Source organism: Acidovorax sp. M2(2025), assembly GCF_049330835.1.
GTDB lineage: Bacteria > Pseudomonadota > Gammaproteobacteria > Burkholderiales > Burkholderiaceae_C > Acidovorax.
In genome coordinates this window covers 4,015,184-4,032,157 of sequence record NZ_CP186262.1, presented here as the reverse complement: position 1 = coordinate 4,032,157, position 16,974 = coordinate 4,015,184, and the positions used below count along the sequence as shown (strand labels likewise).

Below are 16,974 nucleotides of genomic sequence, written 5' to 3'. Positions count from 1 at the left end.
GAATCTGGTGGGAAATCATTGAGCGGTTTGAGGAGCAGGCACCGGGCGCGGTGATGGCGCACCTGGCACTGGAACAGGCCTTGCCAGCGAGCTGGATAGACGAAGTGTTCCAGGCGCACCGGCAACGGCAGTACCCCCGGGAGCTGCTGTTCTCCAGCGTGGTGGAGCTGATGCTGCTGGTCACCTTGGGACTGCGGCCTTCGCTGCATGCGGCCGCGCGCAAGATGGCCCGGCAGCTGCCGGTGTCGCTGGCCGCACTGTATGCCAAGGTCCAGCGCACCGAGCCTGCCGTGCTGCGGGCGCTGGTGCAAGGCAGCGCCCGGCGTCTGGCGCCGTTGGTGAGCGGCATGCCCGAGCGGCAAAGCCTGCCGGGCTGGCAGTTGCGGGTGTTCGACGGCAATCATCTGCCGGCCAGCGAGAAGCGGCTGGGCCCCTTGCGCGGACTACGGGGCGCGGCGCTGCCAGGCCACACGCTGGTGGTGTACGACCCGGACAGCGCGCTGGTGTGCGACATCGTGGCCTGCGAGGACGCCCACGAGAGCGAGCGCACGGGCGCGGCGGCGCTGATTGAGCAGGCGCAGGCTCAGCAGGTGTGGATCGGCGACCGGCACTTCTGCACCCGGGCCATCGTGCAAGGGCTGGCCGAGCGCGGTGCGGGTTGCATCGTGCGCGAGCACGCGCGCCATCCGCGGCTGCGGGCCGTGGAGCGAGGCCACCGCCATCGAGACGGGCGGGGTGCGCGAGCAGGCTATCGAGCTGGCCGAACCCCACGAAGGAGCCCTGCGGCAGTGGCGACGCATCGAACTCACGCTGCACACGCCCACCGAGTCCGGCGACCAGGCCCTCGTGCTGTGGAGCAACCTGCCGCCCGAGGTCGACGCAGCCACCATCGCGCAGCTGTACCGCAAGCGCTGGCGCATTGAAGGTCTGTTCGGCCGCCTGGAATCCGTGCTGAACAGCGAAATCAAGACGCTGGGCCACCCGCGTGCGGCGCTGCTGGGATTTGCGGTGGCGGTGCTGGCGTACAACGTGCTGGCGGTGCTCAAACAACTCATCGAACATGCGCATCGCCAAAGCCATCCGGAACTGGACGTATCCACCTACCATCTGGCGGTGGACATCGCGGCCGATTACGGGACGATGCTGCGAATGCTGCCACCCGAGCAACTGCCTCGCCCCGGCGGCGATGTCGGGCGACTGCTCGAACGCCTGCTGCGCCTGGCCAGCCTCATGAGCCCCAAACAACTGGCCACCTCCAAACGCAAGCCCAAGGTCGCTCAAGCCAAAGGCTACGTCGGCGGCGCCATCGCTCGCGCCCACTTCTCTACCGCTCGCTTGCTTAAGAAGGCTGCCGGGAAAAGACCTTGAAACGGATGGCTCTAAGATGCAAGCCCCCTTTTGCTTTTGTGCGTGCTCTCATGGATTTGCAGACCTGGCTTGCGTTTTTTGCGGCCTCGTGCCTTATTGCCGTCTCCCCCGGGTCCGGGGCCGTGCTCTCCATGAGCCATGGGCTCTCGTACGGGGTGCGCAAGACCACCGCCACCATTGCCGGGCTGCAGCTGGGCCTGTTGCTGATCCTGGTGATCGCCGGGGCGGGCGTGGGGTCGCTGCTGCTCGCGTCCGAGGTGGCGTTCAGCGTGGTCAAGGTGCTGGGGGCCTGCTACCTGATCTATGTCGGCTTCAGCCAGTGGCGGGCGGGCGACGCCTCGCCCCTGCAGGGCGACGAGGCCGCCCCGGCCGGGCCCTGGCAAAAGCGCTGCCTGACGGGCTTTCTCACCAACGCCACCAATCCCAAGGGCATCATCTTCATGGTCGCCGTGCTGCCCCAGTTCATGACCGACACGCGCCCCCTGTGGAGCCAGCTGCTGGTGATGGCCGCCACCACGGTGGCGGTGGACGTGGTGGTCATGCATGGCTACGCTTTCGGCGCCAGCGCGTTGCGCAGTCTCATGCGCAGCGCCCGCGCCATGCGCACCCAGAACCGCGTGTTCGGCGGGCTGCTGATGGCGGTGGGCGCCGGGCTGTTCTTCGTGAAGCGGGGCGGGCAGCACGCGTGATGGGCCAGCAGGGGTGATGGTTTGCTCTTGTTTTGATAGCTGCTGGCGCTTATCCATAAAGCGCTAGAGCACGATTTGGCTGTTATTTCGTCAAAACGGTGAGGAGGAAGTCGCCATGCCAGTGATCGTTGTCGCCAACCCGAAGGGCGGCGTGGGCAAGTCCACGCTGTCGACCAACGTGGCGGGGTACTACGCCAGCCGGGGGCATGCCGTGCTCCTGGGTGACACCGACCCGCAGCAGTCGGCCCGCCTGTGGCTGGGATTGCGCCCGGCGGCGGCTCGCCCGATCGGGAGCTGGGACGCGAGCGCAGACCTCGTCGCCCGCCCGCCGCGCGGCACCACCCATGCCGTGCTCGACACGCCGGCGGGCCTGCATGGCTGGCGCCTGAACGACGTGCTCAAGCTGGCCGACAAGATCATCGTCCCCTTGCAGCCCAGCGTGTTCGACATCTTTGCCACGCGCAGTTTTCTGGACAAGGTGGCGGAACACCGCCACGGGGCCGGGGTGCCGGTGGGCATCGTCGGCATGCGGGTGGACGCGCGCACCAAGGCCGCAGAGCAGTTGCACCACTTTGTGGACACCCTGGGCTTCCCCGTGCTGGGGTACCTGCGCGACACGCAGAACTACATCCACCTGGCCGCCCACGGCCTCACGCTGTTTGACGTGGCGCCGGGCCGTGTTGCGCGCGATCTGGAACAGTGGCAAGGAATCTGCACGTGGCTGGATGCATGACCGCCGAGGCGCTGCGCGCCGCGTCTGCAGAGGCATCGGGCGGCGCCGCGCCCGGGTGTCTCGCGCCAGACAAGGCGCGCTCCGCGGCAGCGCTACATTGGGGCGATGAAAATTTTCCGCTCCTATTCCGAAGTCAGCGCCTGCGTGGGCCAGGAGGTCGCCGTGACCGACTGGATCACCATCACGCAGGAACAGGTCAACCTGTTTGCCGATGCCACGGGCGACCACCAGTGGATCCATGTGGACCCGGAGCGCGCCAAGGCCGGGCCCTTTGGCGCACCCATCGCGCACGGGTTTCTCACGCTGTCGCTGATCCCGCAGTTTTTCGAGAAGGGCCTGCTGATCGAAGGTGCGCGCATGGGCGTGAACTATGGCCTCAACCGGGTGCGTTTCACCGCGCCCGTGCCGGTGGGCAGCCGCTTGCGCGCGCGCCTCACCCTGCAGGCGGCCGAGCCCATCGCGCCCGACGGCATGCAGATGACCTGGCTGGTGACGGTGGAGCGCGAGGGCAGCGACAAGCCCGTGTGCGTGGCCGAATCGCTGGCGCGCAACTTCGGCGCCCCGGCGTAGAAGGACAACCCCCTGAGCGGCTGCGCCGCTCGGTGCCGCAGCCAGAAGCGGCGGCTCTTCGGGCACGTCCCTGCCTGCGCAGGCAGGCATGGAGCCGCGGCGCTCAGCCCCTTCTTTCGAAGGGCTGCACCCTTCGGGAAGGGGGACACCGCCAGCGCGGCGGCGCGGCCCTTGCGCGGCGGTCGCTGGCCTGGATCGCGCGTGTTCCGCGGACTGCATTCTCTTTAGAACGTGTTTTTGGGCAGGAGGCCTGAGCCATGGACCGACTGCAAGCCATGAAAGTCTTCGAGCGCGTGGTGGAGGAGGGCGGCTTTGCCGCTGCCGCCCGCGCCATGGACATGTCGCCGCCCGTGGTCACGCGCATGGTGGCCGAGCTGGAGCAGCACCTGGGCACCCGCCTGCTGCAGCGCACCACCCGCAAGCTCGCCCTGACCGATGCGGGAGAGGCCTACCTGCAGCGCGTGCGGGCCATCCTGCACGAGATTGACGACGCCGAGGCCGCTGCGGCCGCCAGCACCCGCGATCTCAAGGGCACCATCCGCATCGTCACGTCGCCGGTGCTGGCCACCAATTTCCTGGCGCCCATGGTGGCGCTCTGGCATGCGGGCTTTCCCAAGCTGATGCTGGACATCAGCATTGATGCGTTTGCTGCCGCCCGCGTGGACGAGTTCGATGTGACGCTCATGGTGGCCGGCGAGGACTTTGACGCCAACATCGTGGCCCGCCCGTTGCTGCATGGCGAAGCGATCGTGGTGGCCTCGCCCCAGTATCTGGAGCGCCGCGGCATCCCCCGCGAACCCCAGGACCTCGTCCACCACGACCATTTGCGCGACTCCGGCATGGCCGCCCGGTCGCAGAGCGGGCCGGGGCGCAAGCTGCGCCTGCAGCCATTGCGCGGCGACGGGGAGGCGCAGGAGGTCGACATGCCCCCCGTGCTGCAGTCGGTGAGCACGGAATTGCTGTTGCGCGCCGCAGTGGACGGCGCAGGGGTGGCCGTCACCTCGCGCTTCCTGGCCGAGGAGCACCTCGCCCGCGGCGAGCTGGTGCATATCCTGCCGGAGTGGATCTTCTCGCGCTACACCGTGTATGCGGCATTGCCCTCGGGCCGCATGCTGCCGGCACGGACCCGTGCGTTCCTGGACTTTCTCAGCCAGCAGGTGGCCGAGGACATGGCCGGGCCGCGCGGGCAGCAACGGGCCTGACTGCGGTAGTGGGGCCGCAAGGCGCGGGCGGCCGGGCGCCGGCTGTTTCCGGGCCGGGCCGCTGCGCCCGGCCTCCTTCAACCCTCAGCCCAGCTGCGCAAAGCCGCTGATGATGGTGCCCTCGGGCTCCACGGGCACCTCGCCCCCCGGCATCGCAAAGCTGTTCTGGCGCCAGGCCTCGAACACGGTCACCGCTACGGCGTTGGAGAGGTTCAGGCTGCGCTGGCCTGCCACCATGGGCAGGCGCAGGCGTTGTGCGGGCGGAAAGGTTTCGCGCAGCTCCGGGGGCAGGCCGCGCGTTTCCGCGCCGAACACCAGCCAGTCGCCCGGCAAAAAGCAGGTGGAGTGCACGGGCTGCGAGCCGTGTGTGGTCATCGCGAACATGCGTGCCGCATCGGGCTGGGCGTCGCGCAGGAAGGCCGTCCACCCCGCATGCACCTGCACCTGGGCGTACTCGTGGTAGTCCAGCCCTGCGCGGCGCAGCTGCCGGTCTTCCAGCGAGAACCCCAGGGGCTCGATCAGGTGCAAGGTGCATCCGGTATTGGCCGCCAGGCGGATCACGTTCCCGGTGTTGGGCGGGATCTCCGGCTCGACGAGAACGATATGGAACATGGGGGCCATTGTGAACGTTCGTGTCGCGCGGCGCGCAACCGCTCGTAATCAAAAGTATCCCGTCAGTCCGGGCTGGTGCGGGCCAGCACCACCGCCGTCACGTGCGCCACGCCGGCCTCGCGCAGAGCGAGCGTGGCCGCATGCAGCGTGGCACCCGTGGTCATCACGTCGTCGATCAGCACCACCCGCTGCCCGCGCAGCGCGGCAGCCCGGTGCGGTTCCACGGCAAAGGCGCCGCGCAGGTTGCGCAGGCGCTGGGCGCGCGGCAGGCTGCTTTGTGCCTCGGTGGCGTGCAGGCGCAGCAGGGTGCGCGCGTCCGTCTTGGCCCGCGCCAGGTGCCGGGCCAGCAGTGCCGCCTGGTTGAAGCCGCGCTCGCGCAGGCGGTCGGTGGACAGCGGCACGGGCAGCACGCGGTCGGCGGCCTCCAGGGCCGGTTCCATCCACGGCGTGCTGCGCATCAGCAAGGCCAGGGTGGCCGCCCACCCCGCGTCGCCACGGAACTTGAAGTCCGCCACCGCGTCGGCCCAGGGGTATGCGTAGTCCACCGCGGCAAGGCAGCGGTCAAAGCTCGGCGGCTCCTTCACCTTCAGGCAGGCTCCGCATACCGCCACCCCGGCGGGAACCCGCAGCGCGCAGCGCTGGCAGCGCGGCGCGGGCTGGGCAAACCGCGCGACGCAGGCGTTGCACACGCGCCGCGACGGCCAGGCGTGGCAGCAGGCGCACTGGCTGGGAATGGCATCCACCCAGGCGTGGAGCCGGCGCGAAAACCCTGGCAGCCCGGAAAAAAGCATGAGTCAATATACTCGCGCGTCCTTGCCGCCTGCCCATGCCACTGTCCCCCACTTCCCCTGCCGAGCGCCCACCCACCATCGATTCCGTGGCAGCCACCCGCTGGCACGCTGCGGCGCCGGCCATGTCGCCGTGGCTGCACGAGGAGGTGGCCCGCCGCATGGAAGAGCGCCTGCAGTGGATTCGGCAGGCGCCCGCGTCGTGGTGCCATTGGGATGCGGTGCGGGGCGGGCTGCAGGCCCATGCGCTGGTGAGCGCCCGCTATCCCCAGGCGCGATGCCATGTCCATGAAACCGCGACCCACTGCGCGCAGGTGGCCCGGCAGGCCCTGGCCAAGCCGTGGTGGTCGCCGGGGCGCTGGAGTCCGGCGCGCCCGCAATGGGGGTTGCCGGAAGACGGCGGCGTCCAGATGCTGTGGGCCAACATGGCGCTGCACACGGCCGCCGATCCGCAGGCCTTGATCGCGCAATGGCACCGCGCCCTGGCGGTGGATGGGTACCTGATGTTCTCCTGCCTGGGGCCGGACACGCTGCGCGAGCTGCACGCGGTCTACGCAGCGCTGGGCTGGCCGCCGGCGGGCCACGCCTTTACCGACATGCACGACTGGGGCGACATGCTGGTGCATACCGGCTTTGCCGAGCCGGTGATGGACATGGAGCGGATCACCCTCACTTTTGCCAGCGCCGAGCGCCTGGTGCAGGAGCTGCGCGAGCTGGGTTGCAACCTGCACCCTGATCGCTTTCCCTCATTGCGCGGAAGGCGCTGGCGCGACAAGCTGTATGCCGCGCTGACAGAGCGGCTCGCTACCGAGTCGGGAGGTCAGTTGGCACTGACTTTCGAAATCATCTATGGCCACGCTGTCAAGCCCGTTCCCCGCGTACGAATGGGCGCCAGCAGTTCCGTCTCTTTGCAGGACATGCGCACACTGTTGCGCGGCAGCGGCGGCAAAGCCTGAGCCTATTTGCCTTGTCAATGACATAGAACAAGGCAGGCTACAATTCTTTAAAAAAAGAGATTCGGGCATCTTCCCGCGCAACTTTGCCGGCAGTGCCCGCCCCGCCTGCGGCGGGCGGAGCGCCAGCTGGGCAGTCTTGTGAGCACTTCCGGTGATGGGCTTGGTTTTTCGTTTTGCCACGGTGTCGGGCCAGCGCATTGACTGGCGCCTTGTCCGCAACTGCTCGGTGAGTCCGGCGCAGTTGGGCTGGATGTACCTTGGCCTGTGCCTTCTGTCACTGGGCATTGCTGCGGGCTTCTGGATGCTGGGCGCGCGGCTGGTCCTGCCTTTTGCGTGGCTGGAAGTCGTGGCGCTCGGTGTTGCGTTCGCCGTTTACGGTCGCCATGCGGCGGATGGCGAGAGGATTTCGCTGCAGGGTTCGCGCCTTGTGGTGGAGCGGGAGACAGCCGGCAAGCTGGAGCGCGCAGAGTTTGATCGCCACTGGGTTCGCGTCGAACCCAAGACGGGCGATCGATCGCTGATCCTGCTGTCGGCCCAGGGCCGTTCGGTCGAGGTGGGGCGCTACATGCGCCCGGAACTGCGCCCGGCCTTGGCATCGGAGATCCGCATGGCCCTGCGCGCAGCCTGACCCCTGCAGGCCGCGCAAGGGATTGGTAATTGAGGCTTAGAAGTAAGTGAGAACTATGAAGAGCATTTCCAACAAGCTGGCTTCTCTGCTGCTGATGGCCGGTGCATGGGTGGGCAGCGCAGCCCATGCCGTTCAGGATCTACCTGGGGGCCCCGCCGTCAACCAGCTGAACCTGGCGCCTCCCGTCACCAGGATTGCGGAAGAGCAGCACTTTCTGCATTGGATGATGCTGATCATCTGCACGGTGATCTTCGTGGCGGTGTTCTCCGTGATGTTCTATTCGATCTGGAAGCACCGCCGCTCGCGGGGCGCCCAGGCGGCCAATTTCCATGAGTCGGTCACCGTCGAAGTCGTATGGACGGTGATTCCCTTCATCATCGTGATCCTGATGGCCCTGCCCGCCACCAAGGTGCTGGTGGCGCAGAAGGACACCACCAACGCCGATCTCACCATCAAGACCACCGGATACCAGTGGAAGTGGGGCTACGACTACATTGCCGGCGAGGGCGAGGGCATCGGTTTCATCTCCACGCTGGACAGCAGCCACCGCGTGATGTCCGATAGCGGCAAGGTCCAGGATGCGCCGCCGGACTACCTGCTGAAGGTCGACAACCCCATGGTCGTTCCCGTGGGCAAGAAGGTCCGCATCATCACCACCGCGAACGACGTGATCCATGCATTCATGGTGCCGGCCTTCGGCATCAAGCAGGACGCCATCCCCGGGTTCGTGCGCGATACCTGGTTCCGTGCCGAGAAGGTGGGCGACTACTATGGCCAGTGCGCCGAGCTGTGCGGCAAAGAACATGCGTACATGCCCATCCACGTGAAGGTGCTCACCGCCGAGGACTACAGCGCCTGGGTGGCCGAGCAGAAGAAGAAGGCCGCCGCCAAGCTGGACGATCCCGCCAAGGTCTGGGCGCTGGACGACATCCTCAAGCGGGGCGAAAAGGTCTATGCCGCCAACTGCGCAGCCTGCCACCAGCCCAACGGCAAGGGAGCCGGGCCCATCAAGCCGCTGGACGGTTCGGCCATCGTGCTGGATGCCGACCATGCCAAGCAGATCCAGGTGGTGCTCAAGGGCGCCTTGAACGGTGCGATGCCCTCGTGGGCCCAGCTGAGCGACACCGATATCGCGGCCGTCGTGAGCTACACGAAGAACGCGTGGTCCAACAAGACGGGCCAGCTGGTGCAGCCGGCTGAAATCGTGGCCCAGCGTGGCAAGTAATCACCGCCCATTGCATTGAGGAATCCAACATGAGCGCAGTTCTCGACAACCACGGGCACGCGGGCGGTCACGCACACGACGGCCATGACCATCACCACGGTCCCACGGGCTGGCGCCGGTGGGTGTTCGCCACCAACCACAAGGACATCGGCACGCTGTACCTGCTGTTCTCGTTCACCATGCTCATGGTGGGCGGCGTGCTGGCGCTGCTGATCCGTGCCGAGCTGTTCCAGCCCGGCCTGCAGCTGGTGAACCCCGAGCTGTTCAACCAGCTCACCACCATGCACGGCCTGATCATGGTGTTCGGCGCCATCATGCCGGCCTTCGTGGGCTTTGCGAACTGGATGATCCCGCTGCAGATCGGGGCCTCCGACATGGCCTTCGCGCGCATGAACAACTTCAGCTTCTGGCTGATGATCCCTGCCGCGCTGATGCTGGTCAGCTCGTTCTTCATGCCTGGCGGCGCACCCGCCGCGGGCTGGACGCTGTATGCGCCGCTGACCTTGCAGATGGGCCCGTCCATGGATGCCGGCATCTTTGCCATGCACATCCTGGGCGCCAGCTCCATCATGGGCTCGATCAACATCATCGTGACCATCCTGAACATGCGCGCACCCGGCATGACGCTGATGAAGATGCCCATGTTCTGCTGGACCTGGCTCATCACCGCCTACCTGCTGATCGCAGTGATGCCCGTGCTGGCCGGCGCGATCACCATGACACTGACGGACCGCCACTTCGGCACCAGCTTCTTCAACCCCGCCGGTGGCGGTGACCCGGTCATGTACCAGCACATCTTCTGGTTCTTCGGCCACCCCGAGGTGTACATCATGATCTTGCCGGCCTTCGGCATCATCAGCCAGATCGTCCCCGCGTTTGCCCGCAAAAAGCTCTTTGGCTACGCGTCCATGGTGTACGCGACCTCGTCCATCGCCATCCTGTCCTTCATCGTGTGGGCCCACCACATGTTCACGACGGGCATGCCGGTCACGGGCCAGCTGTTCTTCATGTACGCCACCATGCTGATCTCCGTCCCCACGGCCGTGAAGATCTTCAACTGGGTGGCCACGATGTGGCGCGGCTCCATGACGTTCGAAACCCCCATGCTGTTTGCCGTGGGCTTCATCTTCGTGTTCACCATGGGCGGTTTCACGGGCCTGATCCTGGCCATGGCTCCCATCGACATCCAGCTGCAGGACACCTACTACGTGGTGGCGCACTTCCACTATGTGCTCGTGGCCGGCTCGCTGTTCTCCATGTTCGCGGGCGTCTACTATTGGCTGCCCAAGTGGACGGGCCGCATGTATTCCGAGACGCGCGGGCAGATTCACTTCTGGGGTTCGCTGATCACGTTCAACATCACGTTCTTCCCGATGCACTTCCTGGGCCTGGCCGGCATGCCCCGCCGCTATGCGGACTATCCCATGCAGTTTGCGGACTTCAACGCCATCGCCTCGGTGGGCGCGCTCGGCTTCGGCCTGATGCAGGTGTATTTCTTCCTGGCCGTGGTGCTGCCCGCCATGCGCGGCAGCGGTGCGCAAGCGCCCGCCAAGCCGTGGGATGGTGCCGAAGGCCTGGAGTGGGAAGTGCCTTCTCCCGCACCCTTCCACACGTTTGAAAATCCGCCCAAGCTGGACGCCACGGCCACGCGCGTGATTGGCTGAGGAAACCTGCGATGCCGATGACCCCCGAGCAAAAGAAGAGCAACCTGCGCATGGCGCTGATCCTGGCGTCCGTCGCTGCGGTGTTCTTCGTGGGGTTCATGGTCAAGGTCGTGTGGCTGTCCCGTTGAACGGCGCCTTGCCATGAACCTGCAGCGCGAAAACACCAAGATGGTCGGCAAGCTGGTCGTGGTTGCGGCCGGAATGTTTGCCTTTGGCTATGTGCTGATCCCCATCTACAAGCATATTTGCGAGATGACGGGGATCAACATCCTGTCGCTTTCCGAGCGACAGGTGCCGGGGGCCGGCGCGGCGGGCAAGGATGTGAAGGTGCCGGCCAATACCCAGGTGGACACCAGCCGCACCATCACGGTGGAGTTTGATGCCAATGCCCGCGGACCGTGGGACTTCAAGCCGGCGCAGCGGTCGGTGAAGGTGCATCCCGGCGAACTCACGACCGTGATGTACGAGTTCCAGAATGTGCAGAACCGCCGCATGGCGGCCCAGGCCATTCCGAGCTATGCACCGCGCCAGGCGGCGGCGCACTTCAACAAGCTGGAATGCTTTTGCTTCAACCAGTACACGCTGGAGCCAGGCGAGAAGAAGGCCTGGCCCGTGGCGTTCGTGATCGACCCGCGCATTTCCAAGGACGTGACGACGATCACCTTGTCGTATACCTTTTTTGAGGTGGGGGGCAAGACGCCGCCCGCGCCGGAAGGCCGCAGCGCCGCCTTGCAGCAGCCCGTGCACGCGGCGGCCAATGGCGCAGGAGTGGGCTCATGACCCAGCGGCACGACCCATCCGCCCCGAACGCCGCGAAGCGCCAGGGGTCGCTGCCCCGGACGGTGCGGGCCGTGGCGTGGTCGCTCATCGGCTTGCGCAAGGGAAGTGAATACCAGCAGGATGTCGAGAAGCTGAACCCGATCCACATCATCGCGGTGGGCCTGGCGGCGGTGTTTCTGCTGGTGCTTGGTCTGATCGCGTTAGTGAACTGGGTCGTATAGCGGGCGGCTGGAGCCCTTGCCGATCCCCGCCCGTCAACAGAGATTTTGAGAGTCAGGAGCTGAAATGAGTGCATCAACCCACGGCGCAACCCCTTACTACTATGTGCCTGCGGAGTCCCGCCATCCGGTGATGGCGGCCGCAGGCCTGTTCTTCGTCATCCTGGGCGCGGGCCAATGGATCAATGGCCACGAATGGGGCAAGTACTCGCTGGCGCTGGGGCTGGTGTGGTGGCTGTTCACCCTGTACCAATGGTTTGGCGATGCCGTGCGCGAGAGCGAAGGCGGCCTGTACGGCCACAAGATCGACCTGTCTTACCGCTGGAGCATGAGCTGGTTCATCTTTTCCGAAGTGATGTTCTTCGGGGCCTTCTTCACCGCGCTGTGGTGGGCACGCTCGCATTCCGTGCCGGCGCTGGGAAGCCTGGACAACGCGCTGCTCTGGCCCAACTTCAAGGCCGTGTGGCCCAGCATGGCGGCGGGCGCAACGGCGTCCCCCGCGGGCATTGTCGAGCCGTTCCAGACCGTGGGCCCCTTCTGGCTGCCGACCATCAACACGGCCCTGCTGCTGACCTCGGGGGTGACGCTGACCATCGCCCACCACGCCTTGCGCGAGAACCAGCGCGGCAAGACCATCGCTTTCATGTGGGCGACCGTGCTGCTGGGCTTTGTCTTCCTGCTGGTGCAGGGGTACGAGTATTTCCACCTCTACACCGACCTGAACCTCAAGCTCAGCTCGGGAGTGTTTGGCTCCACCTTCTTCATGCTCACCGGCTTCCACGGCTTCCACGTGTTCCTGGGCATGCTCATGCTGCTGGTCATCACCCTGCGCCTGCAAAAGGGCCACTTCACGGCAGACAAGCACTTCGGTTTCGAGGGTGCTGCCTGGTATTGGCACTTCGTGGACGTGGTGTGGCTGGGCCTGTACGTCCTGGTGTACTGGATGTAACCCGGACCAGGCCACGCTGCCTGGGGCAACAAAAAAGCGCCGCAAGGCGCTTTTTTGTTGGGCCTGCGCGGGGCAGCCGCTCAGCGGGCGGTGGCCGGCAGGCCGGTGGGCTGGATATAGCCCAGCTGCCAGGCGATCAAAATGCACAGAAACAACGCGATGGAGAGCCCTACACGCACCGCCAGCGCCTTGGCCATGCGGTTGCCCGTGGACTTGTCATTGCGCCCGTTGCGCATCATGAAGAACAGGGCCGACGCCAGGCTGGCCACAATGGCGGCAAACGCCAGCACTACTAGGTATTTCATGGAGTTCATTATCCCGTGACCCTCGATCGCCGTCCTGCGGGCCTGCGCTTCTGGCTGATCACCCTCGCTGCGGTTGTGGGTATGGGGGTGACTGCGTCGCTGGGGCGCTGGCAGTTGTCGCGCGCTGCGGAGAAAGAAGCGCTGCAGCATCTGCTGGACGAGCGTGCCCGCCTGCCTGCCGTGGACGCAGCGAGCCTGCTGGCCGCGCGCCCCTCCGCCGGCGCCGATCTGGCTGCCGTGCTGCACCGCGCCGTGGTGCTGGAGGGGTACTGGGTGCCCGAGCACACCGTGTACCTGGACAACCGGCAGATGCAAGGCCATCCGGGCTTTTTTGTGCTGACGCCTTTGCGGCTGGCGCGGCCTGAAGCCGGGCAGGAGCGCGGGAAGGAAGGCGCGGCGGAGCCCGGCGTGGTGCTGGTGCAGCGGGGCTGGGTGGCCCGCAACTTCCAGGACCGTCAGCAGCTGCCGGCCGTGCCGACCCCCGCGCAGCGGGTGCGCATCGAGGGCCGTGTGGCTGCGGCGCCCTCGCGCCTGTACGAATTCCAGGACCGGCAGGACGGCCAGGGTTTTTCACGCATCCGGCAGAATCTCGACCTGGCGGCGTTTCGCACCGAAACCGGCCTGGCGCTGGCCCCCTTCACCGTGCTGCAAACCGGGGCGGCCAGCGACGGCCTGCTGCGCGATTGGCCCGTGGTCGGCACGGGCGTCGAAAAACACTACGGTTACGCATTTCAATGGTTCGGTCTCTGCGGCCTGATGGCTCTTCTTTATGTCTGGTTCCAAATCGTCCGATGGTTCATTCGCCCGCGCCGCCAGCCTGCCGCCTGAGGTGGCCGGGGACCATCCCCTGGGCCTCACGGTGCACACGCTGCCCGAGGCCGCCGGCGCCGTGGATCTGGTGCAGCGCACGCGGTACGGCCGCTGGAAGATGCTGGCCGTGCTGCTCATCTGTGCGGCGCCGGTGATCGCCTCGTATTTCACGTACTACGTGATCCGGCCGCAGGGGCGGCACAACTACGGCGAGCTCATCGAGCCGCAGCGCACCGTGCCCGATCTGGTGGCCGTTGCCCCGGATGGCGCTGCGGTTCCGCTCGCCCAGATGAAGGGGCAGTGGCTGCTTGTCAGCGCTGCAGGCGGCGCCTGCGACGCAGCGTGCCAAAAGCACTTGTACCTGCAGCGCCAGCTGCGGGAAAGCCTGGGCAAAGAAAAGGAGCGGGTGGACTGGGTGTGGCTGGTGACGGACGACGCCCCCCTGCCCGCAGGGCTGGCGCCGGCGCTGCAGAAGGCGACCGTGCTGCGGGTGGACGGTGCCGCGCTGGCCCGCTGGCTGGCGCCGGCGCAGGGCCACCAGCTTGCGGAGCACCTGTACGTGGTGGACCCGATGGGCAACTGGATGATGCGCTTTCCCGCGGCGATGGATACGGCCGGTGCGGCCAAGGCCAAGCGCGATCTGGAACGCCTCTTGCGCGCCTCGGCGTCCTGGGATGAGCCCGGGCGCCCACCGAAGCCCTGAGCCATGGACGCACCGTTGCTTTACGACCTGGCTCCCGCCGCGCGCCTCATGCTGCTGGGCGTGCTGATCGCCCTGGGCCCCCTGGCCTGGGTGGGCTGGCGCAACCGCGGCGGCTCGTCCATGCGCCGGCTGCAGGCCTTGACGGTGCTGACGCTGTTTCTCACGTTTGACCTGGTCCTGTTCGGCGCCTTCACGCGGCTGACGGATTCGGGCCTGGGCTGCCCGGACTGGCCGGGTTGCTATGGCAATGCCAGTCCGGTCGGCGCGCGCACCGAGATTGCCGCCGCCCAGCACGCCATGCCCACCGGCCCGGTCACCCACGGCAAGGCGTGGGTCGAGATGATCCACCGGTACCTGGCCACCAGCGTCGGGGTGCTGATCATCGTGCTCACGGTGGCGACGTGGGTGCAGCAGCGCCGCGCGTTGCGCAGCCCGGGTGGCGAGGCGTTGCCGCCGCTCAGCCCCTGGTGGCCCACCGTGACCTTGGTCTGGGTCTGCCTCCAGGGCGCGTTTGGCGCGCTGACGGTGACGATGAAGCTGTTCCCGGCCATCGTCACGCTGCACCTGCTGGGCGGCCTGGTGCTGCTGGTGCTGTTGTGTGTGCAAGCCGTACGCCACACCCATGCCGCCCAGGGCCGCGCGCCCGAGCACCTGGCGTCCGGGCTGCGGTGGGGCCTGGCGGCAACCGCCGTGCTGGTGGGGCTGCAGGTGGCATTGGGCGGCTGGGTCAGCACCAACTATGCGGTGCTGGCCTGCACCACCTTCCCGGCCTGCCAGGGCAGCTGGTGGCCTGCCATGGATTTCCGCCAGGGCTTTGAGCTGTGGCGCCCCTTGGGGTTGCTGCAGGACGGCAGCCACATCAGTTTTGCCGGGCTCACGGCGATCCACTATGCCCACCGGCTGATGGCCTACGCGGTGCTCGCTGCATTGGCCGCCTTGTGGTGGCGCCTGCGCCAGGCCGGCGCGCTGCAGGGCCCGGCCCGCTGGCTGGCCGGGCTGGGGCTGCTGCAGTTGCTCACCGGGTTCTCCAACGTCGTGCTGGACTGGCCGCTGGTGGCCGCCGTGCTGCACACGGGCGGCGCTGCCGCGCTGGTGATGGTGTTGACCTGGGCCTGGGTGTCCAGCCGCGCGGCGAGCGCGCGCCAAGAGTTTTCTGCGCCCTCGGGCGCGCCGAGAGTGTCCGCATGAGTGCTGCAAACCCTGGCGTCGCGTCTGCGCCGTCACGCCTGTCCCAGTTTTACGCGCTGACCAAGCCGCGCGTGGTCCAGCTCATCGTGTTCTGCGCCCTCATCGGCATGGTGCTGGCCGTGCCGGGCATGCCCTCGGCCGCGCAGTGGGGGCTGATGGCACTGGCGTGCGCCGGGGTGTGGCTGGTGGCGGGCGCCGCGGCGGCGTTCAACTGCATCGTGGAGCAGGGTATTGACGCCAAGATGAAGCGCACCGCGTGGCGCCCGACGGCCAAGGGCCAGCTGTCCAATGCGCAGACGCTGCTGTTCTCTGCGGTGCTGTGCGGGCTGGGGTCGGCGCTGCTGTATTTCTGGGTGAACCCGCTGACCATGTGGCTCACCTTCGCCACCTTCGTGGGCTACGCTGTCGTCTACACCGTGATCCTCAAGCCGCTCACGCCGCAGAACATCGTGATCGGCGGCGCTTCGGGGGCCATGCCGCCGGTGCTGGGCTGGGCCGCGATGACCAATGACGTGGGGCCCGAGGCCCTGATCCTGTTTTTGATCATCTTCCTGTGGACGCCCCCGCACTTCTGGGCACTGGCCCTGTACCGCGTGGAGGACTACCGCAAGTCCGGCCTGCCCATGCTGCCGGTGACCCATGGCAACGAATTCACCCGGCTGCAGGTGTTCCTCTACACCCTGATCCTGTTTGCAGGGTGCCTGATGCCCTTTGTCTACGGCATGAGCTCCTGGCTCTACCTGGTGGCCGCGGTGGTGCTCAGCGTGGGTTTTTGCGCCTACGGCTTTGCGCTGTGGCGCAACTACTCGGACGCCCTGGCGCGCAAGACTTTCCGTTTTTCCCTCATCCACCTGAGCGCGCTGTTTGCGGCCCTGCTGGTGGACCACTACGTGATGTAATCGCCATGCAGAAACGAAATGCTCTCAAATTGATAGCTGCTACCGCTTATTCCATAAGCGCTGCAGGTGTTTTGGCGGCTTGCTCTGAAAAGAAGGCCGAGTTCCGCGGGGTGGACATCACCGGCGCAGACTATGCCCGCGACCTGCCGCTGACGGACCACAACGGCCAGCCGCGCCACATCAAGGATTTTGCGGGCAAGGTGGTGGTGGTGTTCTTTGGATACACGCAGTGCCCGGATGTCTGCCCCACTTCGCTGCAGGAGCTTGTCGAGGTGAAAAAGCTGCTGGGCCAGGACGGGGACCGGCTGCAGGGCATCTTCGTGACGGTGGACCCGGAGCGGGACACGCCGGAGATGCTCAAGGCCTACATGGCCAATTTCGACCCCACCTTCCTGGCCCTGCACGGCACGCCCGAGCAACTGGCGGCCGTGGCCAAGGACTTCAAGATCTACTACAAGAAGGTCGACGGCAAGACGCCCACCAGCTACACCATGGACCATTCCGCGGGCAGCTACGTGTATGACACGGCCGGGCGCCTGCGGGTGTACAACCGCTACGGCAGCGGCGCCCAGGCGCTGGCTTCGGACGTCAAGGCGCTGCTGGCCGAGGCGGGCTGACCCGCCCAGGCCGCCGGCGCGCTGGCGGCCCGGGGCGCTGCAAGTGTCGTGGATTTGCTGCACTGCGGCT

General features: G+C 66.8%; 20 protein-coding genes and 1 pseudogene. 18 read left to right on the top strand and 3 right to left on the bottom strand.

The genetic code is table 11. From position 1 onward, the window contains the following. The first annotated feature begins 53 nt into the window (after positions 1-53). From ACOYR3_RS18575 to ACOYR3_RS18555, 5 genes and pseudogenes are all read left to right on the top strand, one after another. Positions 54-1,368, top strand: a pseudogene (locus ACOYR3_RS18575) (IS4 family transposase). Between the two features lie 50 nt (positions 1,369-1,418). Then, entirely contained in the window at positions 1,419-2,057 is a 639-nt protein-coding gene (locus ACOYR3_RS18570) for a LysE family transporter (protein ID WP_422843792.1), read from the top strand. 115 nt (positions 2,058-2,172) lie between these two features. Further along, positions 2,173-2,790 carry an AAA family ATPase gene (locus ACOYR3_RS18565; protein WP_422843791.1) on the top strand — a complete coding sequence of 206 codons (618 nt, stop codon included), beginning with the start codon at positions 2,173-2,175 and terminating at the stop codon, positions 2,788-2,790. A gap of 105 nt (positions 2,791-2,895) precedes the next feature. Continuing rightward, complete coding sequence (locus ACOYR3_RS18560) at positions 2,896-3,360, top strand: MaoC family dehydratase (protein ID WP_422843790.1); 465 nt, start codon at positions 2,896-2,898, stop codon at positions 3,358-3,360. 257 nt (positions 3,361-3,617) lie between these two features. After that, entirely contained in the window at positions 3,618-4,562 is a 945-nt protein-coding gene (locus tag ACOYR3_RS18555; RefSeq protein WP_422843789.1) for a LysR family transcriptional regulator, read from the top strand. A gap of 84 nt (positions 4,563-4,646) precedes the next feature. Here the strand turns inward: ACOYR3_RS18555 and ACOYR3_RS18550 are convergent, their stop codons facing one another. Both ACOYR3_RS18550 and ACOYR3_RS18545 read right to left on the bottom strand, forming a co-directional pair. Continuing rightward, a complete protein-coding gene (locus tag ACOYR3_RS18550; RefSeq protein WP_422843788.1) occupies positions 4,647-5,174 on the bottom strand; it encodes a tRNA (cytidine(34)-2'-O)-methyltransferase in 528 nt (175 codons plus the stop codon). 62 nt (positions 5,175-5,236) lie between these two features. Further along, entirely contained in the window at positions 5,237-5,965 is a 729-nt protein-coding gene (locus tag ACOYR3_RS18545; RefSeq protein WP_422843787.1) for a phosphoribosyltransferase family protein, read from the bottom strand. A gap of 35 nt (positions 5,966-6,000) precedes the next feature. Here ACOYR3_RS18545 and ACOYR3_RS18540 point away from each other — a divergent pair, with 35 nt between their 5' ends. The 8 genes from ACOYR3_RS18540 (at position 6,001) to ACOYR3_RS18505 (ending at position 12,382) form a co-directional block, all read left to right on the top strand. After that, the gene (locus ACOYR3_RS18540) at positions 6,001-6,918 is read left to right on the top strand and encodes a biotin synthase (protein ID WP_422843786.1); all 918 of its coding nucleotides are present in this window, start codon (positions 6,001-6,003) and stop codon (positions 6,916-6,918) included. 151 nt (positions 6,919-7,069) lie between these two features. After that, entirely contained in the window at positions 7,070-7,546 is a 477-nt protein-coding gene (locus ACOYR3_RS18535; RefSeq protein WP_422843785.1) for a DUF2244 domain-containing protein, read from the top strand. 55 nt (positions 7,547-7,601) lie between these two features. Then, entirely contained in the window at positions 7,602-8,771 is a 1,170-nt protein-coding gene (gene coxB, locus ACOYR3_RS18530; RefSeq protein WP_422843784.1) for a cytochrome c oxidase subunit II, read from the top strand. Between the two features lie 29 nt (positions 8,772-8,800). Continuing rightward, positions 8,801-10,435, top strand: coding sequence for a cytochrome c oxidase subunit I (ctaD, locus tag ACOYR3_RS18525; protein WP_422843783.1), 1,635 nt, complete (start codon positions 8,801-8,803; stop codon positions 10,433-10,435). A gap of 17 nt (positions 10,436-10,452) precedes the next feature. Next, positions 10,453-10,563, top strand: coding sequence for a cytochrome oxidase small assembly protein (locus ACOYR3_RS18520; protein ID WP_422846618.1), 111 nt, complete (start codon positions 10,453-10,455; stop codon positions 10,561-10,563). A 13-nt stretch (positions 10,564-10,576) separates the two neighbouring features. Further along, positions 10,577-11,215 carry a cytochrome c oxidase assembly protein gene (locus ACOYR3_RS18515; RefSeq protein ID WP_422843782.1) on the top strand — a complete coding sequence of 213 codons (639 nt, stop codon included), beginning with the start codon at positions 10,577-10,579 and terminating at the stop codon, positions 11,213-11,215. Further along, positions 11,212-11,436 (top strand): DUF2970 domain-containing protein, encoded by a 225-nt coding sequence (locus ACOYR3_RS18510; protein WP_422843781.1) that lies wholly within the window; start codon positions 11,212-11,214, stop codon positions 11,434-11,436. The genes ACOYR3_RS18515 and ACOYR3_RS18510 overlap by 4 nt, the downstream gene beginning before the upstream one ends. A 64-nt stretch (positions 11,437-11,500) precedes the next feature. After that, the gene (locus ACOYR3_RS18505; RefSeq protein WP_422843780.1) at positions 11,501-12,382 is read left to right on the top strand and encodes a cytochrome c oxidase subunit 3; all 882 of its coding nucleotides are present in this window, start codon (positions 11,501-11,503) and stop codon (positions 12,380-12,382) included. A gap of 80 nt (positions 12,383-12,462) precedes the next feature. Here the strand turns inward: ACOYR3_RS18505 and ACOYR3_RS18500 are convergent, their stop codons facing one another. Beyond that, positions 12,463-12,687, bottom strand: a complete 225-nt coding sequence (locus tag ACOYR3_RS18500) for a twin transmembrane helix small protein (protein WP_422843779.1) — start codon at positions 12,685-12,687, stop codon at positions 12,463-12,465. 15 nt (positions 12,688-12,702) lie between these two features. Here ACOYR3_RS18500 and ACOYR3_RS18495 point away from each other — a divergent pair, with 15 nt between their 5' ends. Genes ACOYR3_RS18495 through ACOYR3_RS18475 form a run of 5 tightly spaced genes read left to right on the top strand, consistent with a single transcriptional unit; the run spans position 12,703 to position 16,904 of the window. After that, positions 12,703-13,515 (top strand): SURF1 family protein, encoded by an 813-nt coding sequence (locus ACOYR3_RS18495; protein ID WP_422843778.1) that lies wholly within the window; start codon positions 12,703-12,705, stop codon positions 13,513-13,515. Next, complete coding sequence (locus tag ACOYR3_RS18490; RefSeq protein WP_422843777.1) at positions 13,457-14,200, top strand: hypothetical protein; 744 nt, start codon at positions 13,457-13,459, stop codon at positions 14,198-14,200. The genes ACOYR3_RS18495 and ACOYR3_RS18490 overlap by 59 nt, the downstream gene beginning before the upstream one ends. A 3-nt stretch (positions 14,201-14,203) precedes the next feature. Next, positions 14,204-15,388, top strand: coding sequence for a COX15/CtaA family protein (locus ACOYR3_RS18485; RefSeq protein ID WP_422843776.1), 1,185 nt, complete (start codon positions 14,204-14,206; stop codon positions 15,386-15,388). Beyond that, complete coding sequence (gene cyoE, locus ACOYR3_RS18480) at positions 15,385-16,287, top strand: heme o synthase (RefSeq protein WP_422843775.1); 903 nt, start codon at positions 15,385-15,387, stop codon at positions 16,285-16,287. The genes ACOYR3_RS18485 and cyoE overlap by 4 nt, the downstream gene beginning before the upstream one ends. 5 nt (positions 16,288-16,292) lie before the next feature. Next, the gene (locus ACOYR3_RS18475) at positions 16,293-16,904 is read left to right on the top strand and encodes an SCO family protein (protein ID WP_422843774.1); all 612 of its coding nucleotides are present in this window, start codon (positions 16,293-16,295) and stop codon (positions 16,902-16,904) included. Positions 16,905-16,974 lie beyond the last annotated feature (70 nt).

Coding starts and splice junctions, on each gene's coding strand:
- ACOYR3_RS18570 (WP_422843792.1), top strand. CDS start 1,419: ATGGATTTGCAGACCTGGCTTGCGTTTTTTGCGGCCTCGTGCCTTATT.
- ACOYR3_RS18565 (WP_422843791.1), top strand. CDS start 2,173: ATGCCAGTGATCGTTGTCGCCAACCCGAAGGGCGGCGTGGGCAAGTCC.
- ACOYR3_RS18560 (WP_422843790.1), top strand. CDS start 2,896: ATGAAAATTTTCCGCTCCTATTCCGAAGTCAGCGCCTGCGTGGGCCAG.
- ACOYR3_RS18555 (WP_422843789.1), top strand. CDS start 3,618: ATGGACCGACTGCAAGCCATGAAAGTCTTCGAGCGCGTGGTGGAGGAG.
- ACOYR3_RS18550 (WP_422843788.1), bottom strand. CDS start 5,174: ATGTTCCATATCGTTCTCGTCGAGCCGGAGATCCCGCCCAACACCGGG.
- ACOYR3_RS18545 (WP_422843787.1), bottom strand. CDS start 5,965: ATGCTTTTTTCCGGGCTGCCAGGGTTTTCGCGCCGGCTCCACGCCTGG.
- ACOYR3_RS18540 (WP_422843786.1), top strand. CDS start 6,001: ATGCCACTGTCCCCCACTTCCCCTGCCGAGCGCCCACCCACCATCGAT.
- coxB (WP_422843784.1), top strand. CDS start 7,602: ATGAAGAGCATTTCCAACAAGCTGGCTTCTCTGCTGCTGATGGCCGGT.
- ctaD (WP_422843783.1), top strand. CDS start 8,801: ATGAGCGCAGTTCTCGACAACCACGGGCACGCGGGCGGTCACGCACAC.
- ACOYR3_RS18520 (WP_422846618.1), top strand. CDS start 10,453: ATGACCCCCGAGCAAAAGAAGAGCAACCTGCGCATGGCGCTGATCCTG.
- ACOYR3_RS18515 (WP_422843782.1), top strand. CDS start 10,577: ATGAACCTGCAGCGCGAAAACACCAAGATGGTCGGCAAGCTGGTCGTG.
- ACOYR3_RS18510 (WP_422843781.1), top strand. CDS start 11,212: ATGACCCAGCGGCACGACCCATCCGCCCCGAACGCCGCGAAGCGCCAG.
- ACOYR3_RS18505 (WP_422843780.1), top strand. CDS start 11,501: ATGAGTGCATCAACCCACGGCGCAACCCCTTACTACTATGTGCCTGCG.
- ACOYR3_RS18500 (WP_422843779.1), bottom strand. CDS start 12,687: ATGAAATACCTAGTAGTGCTGGCGTTTGCCGCCATTGTGGCCAGCCTG.
- ACOYR3_RS18490 (WP_422843777.1), top strand. CDS start 13,457: ATGTCTGGTTCCAAATCGTCCGATGGTTCATTCGCCCGCGCCGCCAGC.
- ACOYR3_RS18485 (WP_422843776.1), top strand. CDS start 14,204: ATGGACGCACCGTTGCTTTACGACCTGGCTCCCGCCGCGCGCCTCATG.
- cyoE (WP_422843775.1), top strand. CDS start 15,385: ATGAGTGCTGCAAACCCTGGCGTCGCGTCTGCGCCGTCACGCCTGTCC.
- ACOYR3_RS18475 (WP_422843774.1), top strand. CDS start 16,293: ATGCAGAAACGAAATGCTCTCAAATTGATAGCTGCTACCGCTTATTCC.